This is a genomic window from Bradyrhizobium sp. LB14.3 (genome assembly GCF_040547985.1).
In the GTDB taxonomy this organism is placed as follows: Bacteria; Pseudomonadota; Alphaproteobacteria; order Rhizobiales; family Xanthobacteraceae; genus Bradyrhizobium.
Genome location: NZ_JBEPQT010000013.1, coordinates 81,637 through 94,701 on the forward strand (window position 1 = coordinate 81,637; position 13,065 = coordinate 94,701).

Annotated in this window: 12 protein-coding genes; 7 read left to right on the forward strand and 5 right to left on the reverse strand. The window is 64.8% G+C overall.

The window, feature by feature from the left end; all coding sequences use genetic code 11:
* Positions 1–23 precede the first annotated feature (23 nt).
* Complete coding sequence (mutM, locus tag ABIB00_RS22985; protein ID WP_354105955.1) at positions 24–905, forward strand: bifunctional DNA-formamidopyrimidine glycosylase/DNA-(apurinic or apyrimidinic site) lyase; 882 nt, start codon at positions 24–26, stop codon at positions 903–905.
* A gap of 211 nt (positions 906–1,116) precedes the next feature.
* Here mutM and ABIB00_RS22990 read toward each other — a convergent pair whose 3' ends face one another.
* On the reverse strand, positions 1,117–1,860 hold the full coding sequence (locus ABIB00_RS22990; protein WP_354105956.1) for a nucleotide-binding protein: 744 nt from the start codon (positions 1,858–1,860) through the stop codon (positions 1,117–1,119).
* A 237-nt stretch (positions 1,861–2,097) separates the two neighbouring features.
* Between ABIB00_RS22990 and ggt the strand changes: the two genes are divergently transcribed.
* Complete coding sequence (gene ggt, locus ABIB00_RS22995; protein WP_354105957.1) at positions 2,098–3,777, forward strand: gamma-glutamyltransferase; 1,680 nt, start codon at positions 2,098–2,100, stop codon at positions 3,775–3,777.
* A 145-nt stretch (positions 3,778–3,922) separates the two neighbouring features.
* Here the strand turns inward: ggt and ABIB00_RS23000 are convergent, their stop codons facing one another.
* Positions 3,923–5,281: a serine protease gene (locus tag ABIB00_RS23000; RefSeq protein WP_354105958.1), complete on the reverse strand. Its 1,359-nt coding sequence runs from the start codon at positions 5,279–5,281 to the stop codon at positions 3,923–3,925.
* Positions 5,282–5,515: 234 nt separating this feature from the next.
* Here ABIB00_RS23000 and ABIB00_RS23005 point away from each other — a divergent pair, with 234 nt between their 5' ends.
* Complete coding sequence (locus tag ABIB00_RS23005) at positions 5,516–6,319, forward strand: HesA/MoeB/ThiF family protein (RefSeq protein ID WP_247444551.1); 804 nt, start codon at positions 5,516–5,518, stop codon at positions 6,317–6,319.
* A 9-nt stretch (positions 6,320–6,328) separates the two neighbouring features.
* Here ABIB00_RS23005 and ABIB00_RS23010 read toward each other — a convergent pair whose 3' ends face one another.
* Positions 6,329–7,336, reverse strand: coding sequence for an aldo/keto reductase (locus tag ABIB00_RS23010; RefSeq protein ID WP_354105959.1), 1,008 nt, complete (start codon positions 7,334–7,336; stop codon positions 6,329–6,331).
* Positions 7,337–7,451: 115 nt separating this feature from the next.
* Between ABIB00_RS23010 and ABIB00_RS23015 the strand changes: the two genes are divergently transcribed.
* Positions 7,452–8,357: a LysR family transcriptional regulator gene (locus tag ABIB00_RS23015; protein ID WP_354105960.1), complete on the forward strand. Its 906-nt coding sequence runs from the start codon at positions 7,452–7,454 to the stop codon at positions 8,355–8,357.
* A 12-nt stretch (positions 8,358–8,369) separates the two neighbouring features.
* Here ABIB00_RS23015 and ABIB00_RS23020 read toward each other — a convergent pair whose 3' ends face one another.
* Positions 8,370–9,371, reverse strand: a complete 1,002-nt coding sequence (locus ABIB00_RS23020; RefSeq protein WP_247352833.1) for a 2-hydroxyacid dehydrogenase — start codon at positions 9,369–9,371, stop codon at positions 8,370–8,372.
* A gap of 324 nt (positions 9,372–9,695) precedes the next feature.
* Here ABIB00_RS23020 and ABIB00_RS23025 point away from each other — a divergent pair, with 324 nt between their 5' ends.
* A complete protein-coding gene (locus ABIB00_RS23025) occupies positions 9,696–10,226 on the forward strand; it encodes an SH3 domain-containing protein (RefSeq protein ID WP_247352834.1) in 531 nt (176 codons plus the stop codon).
* Between the two features lie 130 nt (positions 10,227–10,356).
* Here ABIB00_RS23025 and irrA read toward each other — a convergent pair whose 3' ends face one another.
* The gene (gene irrA / locus ABIB00_RS23030; RefSeq protein ID WP_276001300.1) at positions 10,357–10,848 is read right to left on the reverse strand and encodes an iron response transcriptional regulator IrrA; all 492 of its coding nucleotides are present in this window, start codon (positions 10,846–10,848) and stop codon (positions 10,357–10,359) included.
* 351 nt (positions 10,849–11,199) lie between these two features.
* On the opposite strand from irrA, the gene fabA reads away from it, so the two are divergent.
* Both fabA and fabB read left to right on the forward strand, forming a co-directional pair.
* Complete coding sequence (gene fabA / locus ABIB00_RS23035) at positions 11,200–11,721, forward strand: bifunctional 3-hydroxydecanoyl-ACP dehydratase/trans-2-decenoyl-ACP isomerase (RefSeq protein ID WP_247444555.1); 522 nt, start codon at positions 11,200–11,202, stop codon at positions 11,719–11,721.
* 39 nt (positions 11,722–11,760) lie between these two features.
* Complete coding sequence (gene fabB / locus ABIB00_RS23040) at positions 11,761–12,984, forward strand: beta-ketoacyl-ACP synthase I (RefSeq protein ID WP_354105961.1); 1,224 nt, start codon at positions 11,761–11,763, stop codon at positions 12,982–12,984.
* Positions 12,985–13,065: the final 81 nt, after the last annotated feature.

The following is a 13,065-nucleotide window of genomic DNA, read 5'->3' on the forward strand; positions in this document are numbered from 1 at the left end:
CCTGATAAGGTGAATGCCTGACCATGCCTGAATTGCCCGAAGTCGAGACCGTCCGCCGCGGCCTTCAGCCCGTCATGGAAGGTGCAAAAATTCTCGTTGCGGAGGCCCGCAGGCCCGATCTGCGCTTTCCGTTCCAGCCGGATTTCGTGGCCCGGCTGAAGGGGCAGGTCGTCACCGGGCTCGGGCGCCGTGCAAAATATCTCATGGCCGATCTCGCCTCCGGCGACGTGCTGCTGATGCATCTGGGCATGTCGGGCTCGTTTCGCGTCATCAAGCGGGACAACGAGGCTGCGCCCGGCGAGTTTCACCATCCGCGGGCCAAGGACTCCACCCACGACCACGTGCTGTTTCGGATGTCCTCGGGCGCCGACATCATCTTCAACGACCCGCGCCGCTTCGGTTACATGAAAGTGATCGCGCGCAGCGCGCTGGACGAGGAACCGCTGCTCCGTGGGCTCGGTCCTGAGCCGCTCGGCAACGAATTCGACGCCGCGATGCTGGCGCAGTCCTGCGCGGGGAAAAAGACCAACTTGAAGGTGGCGCTGCTCGACCAGCGCGTAGTCGCGGGGCTCGGCAACATTTATGTCTGCGAAGCCCTGCATCGCTCGCATCTGTCGCCGCGCCGGATTGCTGCGACGCTCGCCACGAAAAAGGACGAGCCGACCGACCATGCAAAGAGATTGGTAGGCGCGATCCACACCGTGCTGAACGACGCCATCAAGGCCGGCGGATCGTCACTGCGCGACCATCGCCAGACCTCGGGCGAGCTCGGCTATTTCCAGCATTCGTTCAAGGTCTACGATCGCGAAGACGAGAAATGCACGACGCCGCGCTGCGGCGGCACGGTGAAGCGTTTTACGCAGAACGGCCGCTCGACCTTCTGGTGCTCGAAATGTCAGAAGTGAGCGTCATTGCGAGGAGCCCTTGCGACGAAGCAATCCAGAATCTTTCCGCGGAGGGACTCTAGATTGCTTCGCGGCGCTCGCAATGACGGTGGATGGAGTCCTTTCAAAAGCGCGCAGCGAAGCAATCCGGCCGGGCTGGTGGCCGGATTGCTTCGTCGCTGGGGCCTTCCGGGTGGCGAAGGGCCGGTTGGCGTCTGAGCGATCGCCCCGCTCAGGACGTCAGTTTCGTGGATTCGTCGGCCGCAAGCTCTGAAGCCGCGTGCAGCATGCCGTCCGCGTGCGAGATGACCTGGTCGATCAGAACATTGGTCGTGGCGGCGAGCTCGAGCCGGGTCTCGATCCAATCCCAGAGGCCGCGGATCTCCTCGGTCGACTTGCCGTTCGGCGCGAATTCGCTGACCGCAAGGCCGCTCGCGAGCGAGTCCTGATGATCATTGCGCATCACGATCAGCGGGCGTGCGAGCACCTCGGTGAGGTCGAGGGCGGCTTCCTCGGCGAGCGTATTGGCGGCGTTGTCGATGCGCTGGCCGCGGATCGGGGTCTGGTTCAGCACGAAGCTGTAAGGCCGTTTCCAGGCGCGCGCGACGCTCAGCGTCGAGGCGGTCGCCTCGATATCGGCGACGCTCGGGCGGGCCGGGATCAGGCAGAGGTCGGAATGGCGGATCGCGGCGGTGGTCGCGGCGCTGAGGCCGGCCGCGGTGTCGACGATTGCGAGCTGGAGGCCGCTGTCGGCCAGCATCTTCAGACGCGGCTCGATGTCGGCGGCGTGATAGATCGGCTCGACGACGAGATCATCGGCAGTGCGGCGGCGCTGCCAGTTGGACAAAGTGCCCTGCGGGTCGGTCTCGATCAGGCGGACGGTGAAGCCGGCCTGCTTGGCTGCGAGCGCGAGGCCGATGGCGAGCGTGCTCTTGCCGCTGCCACCCTTTTGGGTGGCCAGTACGATCGTGTGCATTGAAGATCAATCCTTTGGAGTGCTTGGGTCAGGCAAACGCCACGCGAACGTGCATCGATCTCGATGCTGAGCTCTTCTCGCTCAGGACGTGCCGGCCCGATCCAAAGGGGATCGCGGAGGTCCGAATCAGCAGTAACGATGATGGCGGAATCGGGAATGCCAGCGAATCCGTACGATTACTGGACCAGTAGTGGTACGTGTGCTGTGCTTGCCGCCGTGAATAAAAGGACAAGCGGCATGAGCGGAAACTGGCGCGACCGGACGGCGACGAATTTTGAGTGCGAGAAGATGCCTGCGGTATCGAGCCGCGGCATGGTGGTCAGCAACCATCCACTGGCCTCCAGCGCCGGCGCGGAGATGCTGGCCGCGGGCGGCAACGCCATCGACGCCGCAATCGCGACCCTGTTCACGCTGACCGTGGTCGAGCCGATGATGGTCGGCATCATCGGCGGTGGCATGGCGCACATCCGGCTGGCCGACGGCAGCCACCGCTTCATCGACGGCCAGAGCACCGTGCCCGCGGCGGTGCGCGACACCAGCTACACCTCCATGCCGGGCTCGGCGCATGACGTGTTCGACACCGTCGGTAATGAAAACCTCAACGGCCCAAAGGCGGTCGCTACACCGGGCTCGCTGAAAGCCTGGTGCGAGACGCTGCGCCGGTTCGGCACGATGAGTCTTGCCGACGTCATGCAGCCCGCGATCAAGCACGCCGCGCGCGGCTATGCGGCGACGCCCTATCTGCATGAATGCGTCAGCGAGAGCGCAGCCGAGATGCGCAAGGACAAGCCGATCGCGGCGATTTACCTGCCTGGTGGAGAGCCGTTGAAGGTCGGTGAGCGCGTGGTGCAATCAGAATATGCCGAGACGCTCCGCTACATCGCCGATCACGGCGAGACCGCGCTCTACGAGGGGCCGCTCGGCGACATCCTGATCGACTACATGGAAAAGGCCGGCGGCTTCATCCGGCGCAACGATCTCACCAGCTACAAGACCGTCGAGCGGCAGCCGATCCGCGCCGATTATCGCGGCTGGACCATCTTTGGCCCGCCGCCGCCCGCGGCCTCCGGCGTGCATATCGCGCAGATGCTGAACATTCTGGAAGGTTACGACATCGGCAGCCTTGGCTTCGGCACGCCGGAGACGATCCACTATCTCGCGGAAGTCCTGAAGATCGCCTTCGCCGATCGCGCCGCGGCCAGCGGCGATCCTGATTATGTTGGGGTGCCCGTGGAGAAGTTGACCTCGAAGGCGTACGCCGAGGAGCGCCGCGGTGCGATCGATCCGGCGCGGGCGCAGGCCTGGGGCGCCGGCGTGTCGCAGCTTGAAGGCGCTCACACCACGCACATGACCGCGGCGGATGCCTTCGGCAACGTGGTTGCGACCACGCAGACCATCAACAATCTGTTCGGTGCCAAGATCATGATCCCGGGCCTCGGCGCCATCGCCAACAACTACATGAACCTGTTCGATCCGCGGCCAGGCCACGCCCTGTCGCTGGCGCCGGGCAAGCGGGTGACGACCTCGATGTCGCCGATGATGGCGTTGCGCGAGGGCAAGTTGCGTTACGCGTTGGGTCTGCCCGGGGGAAAACGCATCTTTCCGAGCGCGATGCAGGCGCTGGTCAATCTGATCGACCACGGCATGAGCCTGCAGGAGGCGGTCGAGGCGCCCCGCGTCTGGACCGAGGGCAATGCGCTCGAGGTCGAGCAGAAGGTGCCGGAAGCCGTGCGCGCGAAGCTTGAAAGCCTCGGCCACAAGGTCCAGCCAGTTGCGACGGTCGCCGGCGGCATGAACGGCATCGCCTTCCACGACGACGGCACCATGACCGGCGCCGCCTGCTGGCGCGCGGACGGCACGCCGGTGGGGATCTCGGGTGGTCTCGCGAAGAGCGGGATCAGATTCAGGCTTGCCTAGGTCTCGTGCCCCGGACGCGGCGCAGCGCGAAGCGGTGCGCTGCAGAGCCGGGGCCCAGAAAGCCACTTGCACAGAATTCGAAGACACATGGGTCCCGGTTCAGCGGAGCGGCAGTTCATGCCGCACCGCGCCCGGGACACGAGCGTTATTTTCGCACGCAGATGACGCGCACGACGGCTGCTTTCGCATCCGTTGCGCCGCCATTCGCCACGACACCATTCGCCTTCAGGAAATCGCGCACCGTCTCCGCGGAGACCATCACCGCCTGCGACGCCGGCACCGATGTCGCGGGGCCCGCAACCATCGCAGATTTCAACAGCGCGATGCCGGCGAATTTGCCGTCGCCGTCGATGGCGGCGCTGCCGGAAAATCCGACCGCCGGCGGCGGTGAGAGCGCGGAATCGCCGCCACCGACAGATGCCAGCGCGGCCTTGAGGCTCGACGCACCGGCCGTTCCGCCCTGGCTCTGTGGATCAGCGATACCGATGATATCGACACTCGTCTTCGCCGCGCCGGCGGAGAGGCTGAGCGGCTTCAGTCCGCGCGCGCCATAGATGTGCAGCAGCGCGAGATCGTGTTCCTTGTCCTCAGCGAGACGGTCGGCGCTGCCATAGCCCGCGATCGTGATCGCGAGGCAGCTATCAGTGACGAGGCGGTCGGTAATGATCGCGCCATCGTCGCTGACGACGATGCCGGTGCCATATTCGACGGTCTTGCGCGGTGGCGGCCCGGCCTGTGGTCCTGACGGGAATGCATTGAACGCGCTCGACATCGCGATCACGACTGGCTCGACCGTGTTCTCGGTCGCCTGATCGTAGAGGATCGTCATGATGCGGACCTCGTCGCCCCTGGAGGTGCCGCGCAAATAGAATTTCTTCAGGCCCTGCAAACCCGACAGCACGAAGAAGTCGGGCTTCACCACGGTGTAGTCGATCTTGCGACCCGGCTCCTTCTTCTCCGCTTCGGCAAGCTTGGCTGTGGTCGGGTTCGCCTCCTTGCGGCGGCCGAGCAGCACCTGCACCGTGCCGGTCGGCGAGGTCCATTTCGAGCCGTTGGCGTCGGTCGCCTGCTGCGGCACCAGTTTCGAGGGAATGCCGAGCCGCGCACCGCTGGTCATCTCGGTTACGATCTTCCAGCCGACGTTGTCCTGCTTCCGCCGCGCGGTCTCGGCGAGCGCCGCGCGCTCCTGCGGATTGAGCACGCCGGTTGGCTTGCTGCCCTTGAGCTTCTGGTATTCCTTGATGGCATCGACCATGCGCGCGCTGATGTCGCCGGTGATGGCGCCGTTGTACCGGCCGACCCAGGCGAGGTCGGACTGCAGCGACAGCCGCTCCGCCTGCGCCATGGCATCAGCCGTCTCCGATGGCGTCTGCAGTGCGGGCGGGCGGATCGGAATGGTCTGGACCGGCTTCGGCCTGGTGCCGGGGATCGGCGGCGTCGTCATCTGGGCGTTCGCGCCTGTCGCAGCCGCAAACATCAGTGTTGCCGCAAGCATCGATCTCATGACAAATCCAGCCAGCCCATTGAACGCAATGCCATTGAAGCACATCTCGTTGGTCGCGAACAATCTCGGGGTGGTTCAGGCGGCGATAGAGCCCACGGACACAGGCCCTCATCCTGAGGAGCGGCCTCAAGGCCGCATCTCGAAGGATGGCTCCGGGCGATATCGGGGCCTTCATGGTTCGAGACGCGCGTTCCGCGCTCCTCACCATGAGGGTTGAGAGAACGAAGGACGACGATGCTGAGCCCGGACGAACTCGAACGTTATGCCCGCCATATCGTGCTGCGCGATGTCGGTGGTCCCGGCCAGGCTGCGCTGAAGCGGGCCTCCGTGCTGGTGATTGGCGCCGGCGGGCTCGGTGCACCGGCCCTGATGTATCTGGCTGCGGCAGGGATCGGCACGCTCGGCGTGGTCGACGACGATGTGGTGTCGCTCTCCAACCTCCAGCGCCAGGTCATTCACACCACGCCCGATATCGGCCGGCACAAGGTCGAGAGCGCGGCCGAGCGAATCACCGCGCTCAATCCGCACGTCCGCTTCGTCGGCCACGCCACCTGGCTCAACGCGGACAACGCGCTCGGCCTGATCGGCGACTACGACCTCGTCCTCGACGGCTCCGATAATTTCTCGACGCGCTATCTGGCCTCGGACGCCTGCTTCTTCGCGAAGAGGCCGCTGATCACCGCCGCGCTCGGGACCTTCGACGGCTCGCTCACCACCATCCGCGCGCATGAGAAAAACGACGACGGCGAGTTCAATCCGACCTATCGCTGTCTGTTTCCGGAGGCGCCCCCGCCGGGTACGGTGCCGGCCTGCGCCGAAGCCGGTGTGATGGGCGCGCTTGCGGGCGTGATGGGATCGATGATGGCGCTGGAGGCGATCCGCGAGATCGTCGGCTTTGGCGACGGCCTGGTCGGCCGCCTCCTGATGATCGACGCGCGCGCGATGCGCTTCGAGACGTTGCGCTATGGGCGCGATCCGGCCAATCCGCTCAATGGCGATGGGCCTGTGATCACTGACCTCAGCACCCATCGCACCTGATCGCAGCCGTTAAATCGTGGCCGGCTTCTCGCTGTCGAGGTGCGCCATCTGCTCGGCCGCGTAACGCGTACCGGCGGCGACATCGGGCGGAAAGGCCTTTGCCAGCACCGCGAGATGAGCCGGCGTCAGCGTGACCTTGGCCGCGCCGAGTGCTTCGCTGAGACGGTTGCGGGTGCGGGCGCCGACCAGCGGCACGATCTGCTTGCCTTGCGCCGCCACCCAGGCGATCGCGACCTGCGCCGGCGTCGCTCCGATCTCGGCGGCGATGGCGCGCAGCTGCTCGGCCAGCGCGAGATTGGCATCGAGGTTCGCGCCCTGGAAGCGCGGGCTCATCAGCCGGTAGTCCTTGCCGGTCTTGCCGGAATCCTTCGACCAATGGCCGCTAATCAGGCCGCGCGCCAGCACGCCGTAGGCGGTGATTCCGATGCCGAGCTCGCGGCAGGTCGTCAGGATGTCGCGCTCGATGCCGCGTTCGATCAGCGAATATTCGATCTGGAGATCGGCGATCGGGTGCACGGCATGTGCACGGCGGATGGTGTCGGAGCCAACCTCGGACAGGCCGATATGTTTGATGTAGCCGGCCTTCACGAGCTCGGCGATGCCGCCGATGGTCTCCTCGATCGGGATGTTGGGATCGAGCCGCGCCGGACGGTAGACGTCGATGTAGTCGGTGCCGAGCCGCTGCAGCGAATAGGCAAGGAAGTTCTTCGTTGCGGCCGGCCGCGAGTCGATCCCAGCGAATTCGCCCGCGGGGCCGCGCAACGCGCCGAACTTGACGCTGATCTGCACTTTCTCGCGCGGAACGTCTTTCAGCGCCTCGCGGACCAGCATTTCATTGTGGCCCATGGCGTAGAAGTCGCCGGTATCCAGCAGCGTGATGCCGGCATCGAGCGCCGCGTGGATCGTGGCGATGCTCTCGCCGCGATCGGCCGGGCCGTAGACCTCGGACATGCCCATGCAGCCGAGACCGAGGGCGGAGACGGTGGGGCCGGTTGAACCGAGTTTGCGCTGTTCCATGATGGCTCTCCTCGAAAAGGCGCTGACCGCGCCGGGTGACGAGGCCTGATATGCGCCTGATCGATTGCGCCGATAAGCTGGACAATCGAGAATGGCTTGTTCATTATGGCGAACAATGGCCGAACCCGACCTGCGTGATCTCGACGTCTTCGTGGCGGTCGCCCGCACCCGCAATTTCCGGCGCGCGGCGGTCGAAATTCGCGTGTCGGTGTCGAGCCTTAGCCAGCGGCTTCGGGACCTGGAGGAGCGCCTCGGCGTCCGCCTGATGAACCGCACCACCCGCAGCGTCGCCCTGACCGAGGCGGGCGAGCTGCTGCTATCGCGCGTGGCGCCCGCCTTGCGCGATGTCGGCGACGCCCTGGATCAGGTGCGGGGCCTGCGCGAGGTGGCCTCGGGCCGCCTGCGCATCAACGCACCGCCCCCGGCGGTCGACCTCGTGCTGGCGCCGATGGTCGGGCCGTTCCTGGGGGCGTATCCGCAGGTCGATCTCGACGTCGTGTCCGAAAGCGGGTTCGTCGACATCGTCAGCGCCGGCTTCGATGCCGGCGTGCGCTACGGCGAGCATCTCGCGCAGGACATGGTGGCGATCCCGCTGAGCGGCCCGCAGAGCTATGTCGTCGTCGCATCGCCCGATTACGTCGCGCGCCGCGGCATGCCCGGGCATCCGAAGGACCTGCTCGACCATGATTGCATCCGCGCCCGCTACTCGAGCGGCGTCATGCATGATCTGGAGTTCGAGAAGGCCGGTCAGTTGGTGAAGGTAGATCCGCCGGCCAAGTTGATCTCGACCAATATGGGCCTCGCGATGCGCGCTACGCTCGACGGCGTAGGTGTGTGGGCGACGCTCGATGGCTACGTCCATGACGCCGTGAAATCCGGCGCGCTGGTCAGCCTGCTCCAGGATTGGTGCGAACCGTTTCCCGGACCGTTTCTCTATTATCCAAGCCGGCGCCAAACGCCGCCGGCGCTGCGCGCCTTCATCGATTTCACAGCAGACTGGCGCAAGCGCGAAACGCGCTGAGACACTGAACCCTCAGAGCATGCTCGGCAGCACGCGATCCGGCGGCTTGTGGGCGTCGAGGAAGGTGCGGATGTTGATGATCACCTTCTCGCCCATCTCGACGCGGCCTTCGATGGTGGCCGAACCCATATGCGGCAGCAGCGTCACCTTGCCGGCCTTGGCGAGCCGCACCAGCTTCGGGTTGACCGCGGGCTCGTGCTCGTAGACGTCGAGGCCCGCGCCGCCGATCTCGCCGCCTTCGATCAGCTTGATCAGCGTGTCCTCGTCGGTGACCCCGCCGCGCGCGGTGTTGACGATGTAGGCGTCCTTGCGGATCAGCTTCAGCCGGCGCGCCGAGAGCAGATGGTAGGTCGCCGGCGTGTGCGGACAGTTCACCGAGATGATGTCCATCCGCGCCAGCATCTGGTCGAGGCTTTCCCAATAGGTCGCGCCCAGCTCTTCGGCGATCTTCGGCGCCACGGGCCGGCGGTTGTGATAGTGGATCTGCAAGCCGAAGGCGCGGGCGCGGCGCGCGACCGCCTGGCCGATGCGGCCCATGCCGATGATGCCGAGGCGCTTTCCCCCGATGCGATGACCGAGCATCCAGGTCGGCGACCAGCCGGGCCAGGGTTTTCCTTCCGTGAGGATCGAGGCGCCTTCGATCATCCGCCGCGGCACGGCGAGGATCAGCGCCATGGTCATGTCGGCGGTGTCTTCGGTCAGGACTTTTGGTGTGTTGGTGACGGTGATGCCGCGGGCGTGCGCGGCCTCGACGTCGATGTTGTCGACGCCGTTGCCGAAATTCGCGATCAGTTTCAGCTTGCAGTCGGGCTGATTGACGATGTCGGCGGAGATGTGATCGGTAACGGTCGGAACCAGCACGTCGGCGGTGCGCGCGGCTTCCGCGATCTGGTCGGCCGACATCGGCGCGTCGTCGAGATTGATCCGCGCGTCGAACAGTTCGCGCATCCGGGTCTCGATCGAGTCCGGAAGCTTGCGCGTCACCACGACGAGGGGCTTTTTCTTCACAGACATGTTCTGCCCTCATGAGGCGTCGCGGGCCACCTCTGTCACCAAAGGCCGGCCGTTGAGGCCTCATTAACCCGGTTGTTCGACACTGCCTTTGCCGTGTCGTCCCCGGCGTTTCCTTCAAGCTCTCCCGACATTTCCGGCCGGAAAATCGGGGCAAACTGGTTGTTCAGACGTCCGTCCTCTCTAGCAGAAGGCCGGGCCAAGACAAGAACCACGGGCAAAGGGCTCGGGAACACCCGCGTGGGGCGGGTCGGGGCTGGTGCGGCACGGTATTGGAATTGTGGGTGAGGGCCCGGCTCGGCCGGACCTTCGACAGGAGACGGGTTGATGGCGTTGGGGCGTTTTTGTTCGGTGATGGCGCTCGTTTGCACCTGGTTGAGCGCTTCGGTCAGCCCTGGGCATTCGGCGAAGGACAACACACCCCAGACAGCCTCGGGCCTCCCGGTGCCGCGCTACGTCAGCCTCAAATCGGATCACGTCAACGTCCGCGCCGGTCCCACCAAGGACAATGACGTCGCCTGGGTCTATACCCGCTCCGGCCTGCCGGTCGAAATCACCGCGGAGTTCGAGAACTGGCGCCGGGTGCGCGATTCCGAGGGTGCCGAGGGCTGGGTCTATCACTCGCTGCTGTCGGGCCGCCGCACCGCTGTCGTCACCATGAAGCACAAGGACGACCTCGCGCCGATCTACGATCGCGCCGATCCCGACAGTGCGGTTGCAGCCAAGCTTCAGGTTGGTGTCGTCACACAGGTCAAGAGGTGCAGCGCAAACTGGTGCCACGTCCTCGGCAACGGTTTTGACGGCTGGATCCAGCAGGAGCGCCTCTGGGGCGTCTACTCGGACGAGCAGGTGAACTGAGGCTCAGGGGCAATCCCTTGCCTCCAATCCCTTGCCTCGTGGGCATCAACGACTTTGCATCTGGCCCAAAAACGTGGATGGCCGGGACAGGCCCGGCCACGACGACTAAATCAGCAGTTTAGGATTGATCTCAGCGCTTCTTGCGCAGCCGCACGACCATGTCGATGCGGGCGATCTCGTAACCCGCGGGCACCTCCGGCATCTTGGACAGCGCCAGATGCGGATCCTCGATGTCGACCAGCTCATGGCTGTTCTCGAGGTAGTAGTGATGGTGGGTCGTGACGTTGGTGTCGAAATAGGTCTTGGTGCCGTCGACGCTGACCTGACGGAGCAGACCGGCATCGGTGAGCTGGTTCAGCGTGTTGTAGACGGTCGCCAGCGAGACCGGCACCTTGGCCAGCGTCGCTTCCTCGTAAAGCATTTCAGCCGTGAGGTGGCGTGCACCCTTGCCGAACAGGAGCCAGCCCAGCGCCATGCGCTGGCGCGTCGGACGAAGCCCGGCGGATTGGAGCATTTCGTTGACGTCGTGCCACGGGCAGCCGGTCAAAGCCGGCTGGCGGCCGGACATAAGAGCCGCCGCATGGGCCTCTTCGTCGTGATGGGGCGCGTTATTTTCGCTCATTTCCAGCTTCGGGCACGCGTGAACACTATCTTCCTCAACATATATGGAGAGATAGATGCAGATGCAAGTTTCTCGCAACTAGAGTGGTCCTAATCAGGCAAGGAACCGGGCCGAGCCCCGGTCATTTTACCTTCATGAGAGCGCTTTGCCACCCGAAATGGCCTGTGTTAGAGAGCCCGCGGTTCCGCTTAACCGATTTTGGCGCAGCCCAGGCATTGAGGGCCGCTCGCAATCCATCCGGTCCTTCGTATTCTCGTTTGACGATGGCAACGGACGTTGCTTTTCGAGCAGGACTGGGCCCATTTTTGCCGGAAACGCCGCTCAATCGGGTTAGAACACAGAGGCTTCCGCATGCTGAACAGGCGCAACGGCTACGAATATGAAGATCTGCTGGCATGTGCCCGCGGCGAGATGTTCGGCCCGGGCAATGCCCAACTGCCGCTGCCGCCGATGCTCATGTTCGACCGTATTACGGACATCAGCGAGACCGGCGGCGAATTCGGCAAGGGGGTGGTGCGTGCCGAGCTCGACGTGAAGCCCGATCTCTGGTTTTTCGGGTGCCACTTCAAGAACGATCCGGTGATGCCCGGCTGCCTCGGCCTCGACGCGCTGTGGCAACTGGTCGGCTTTTATCTGGGGTGGAGTGGTGGTGAAGGTCGCGGCCGCGCGCTCGGCCTGAACGAGCTGAAGTTCAGCGGCCAGGTGCTGCCGGACGCCCGCAAGGTTGTGTACAACATCGATATCAAGCGCGTGATGCGTTCAAAGCTGGTGCTGGGTATCGCCGACGGATGGCTTTCGGTCGATGACCAGATTATCTATCGCGCGAAGGATTTGAAGGTCGGCCTGTTCAAGCAGGGCACGAGCCTGGGCTGAGCGCATCACCACGAAGACAACGATTGAAGCGAGGCTGTCATGAGGCGGGTTGTGGTCACCGGGATGGGCATTGTCTCCTCCATCGGAAACAACACCCAGGAAGTGCTTGCAAGCCTTCACGAGGCGAAGTCGGGCATTTCGCGGGCTGAGAAATATGCGGAGCTCGGCTTCCGTTCGCAGGTGCAAGGTGCGCCGACGCTCGATCCTTCGACGGTCGTCGACCGCCGCGCCATGCGTTTCCTCGGTCAGGGCGCGGCCTGGAATCACGTCGCGATGGAGCAGGCGATCCAGGATTCCGGCCTATCGCCTGACGAAGTGTCCAACATCCGCACCGGCATCATCATGGGCTCCGGCGGTCCGTCCGCTCGCACCATTGTCGAGGCCGCCGACATCACCCGCACCAAGGGACCGAAGCGCGTCGGGCCGTTTGCAGTGCCTAAGGCGATGTCCTCCACGGCCTCCGCGACGCTTGCTACCTGGTTCAAGATCAAGGGCGTGAACTATTCGATCTCGTCGGCCTGCGCGACGTCGAACCATTGCGTCGGCAACGCCTATGAGACGATCCAGATCGGCAAGCAGGACGTCATCTTCGCCGGCGGCTGCGAGGAGCTGGACTGGTCGCTGTCGGTGCTGTTCGACGCCATGGGCGCGATGTCCTCGAAGTACAACGACACGCCCGCCACGGCCTCGCGCCCCTACGACGTCAACCGCGACGGCTTCGTGATTGCCGGCGGCGCTGGCGTGCTGGTGCTGGAAGAGCTCGAGCATGCCAAGGCGCGCGGCGCGCGCATCTACGGCGAGATCGTCGGCTACGGCGCGACGTCCGACGGCTACGACATGGTCGCACCGTCAGGTGAAGGCGCCGAGCGCTGCATGCGCATGGCGATGTCGACCGTGAAGACCAAGGTCGACTACATCAATCCGCACGCGACCTCGACGCCGGCCGGCGATCCGCCGGAGATCGACGCGCTCCGCAGGGTGTTCGGAAGTGGCGAGAAGTGCCCGCCGATCTCGGCGACCAAGGCACTGACCGGCCACTCCCTGGGCGCAACCGGCGTGCAGGAGGCGATCTATTCGCTGCTGATGATGAACAACGGCTTCATTTGCGAGAGCGCGCACATTGTGGAGCTCGATCCCGCATTCGCCGACATGCCGATCGTGCGCAAGCGTATCGACAACGTCAAGATCGGCACCGTGCTGTCGAACTCCTTCGGCTTCGGCGGCACCAACGCCACGCTGGTGTTCAGCCGGCTGGATGCGTGAGGTCCTTGCGGACGCGCTGGTAATTTTCTCGTCATGGCCGGGCGTGTCCCGGCCATCCACGTCTTGGCCGCCGGCTTCGAA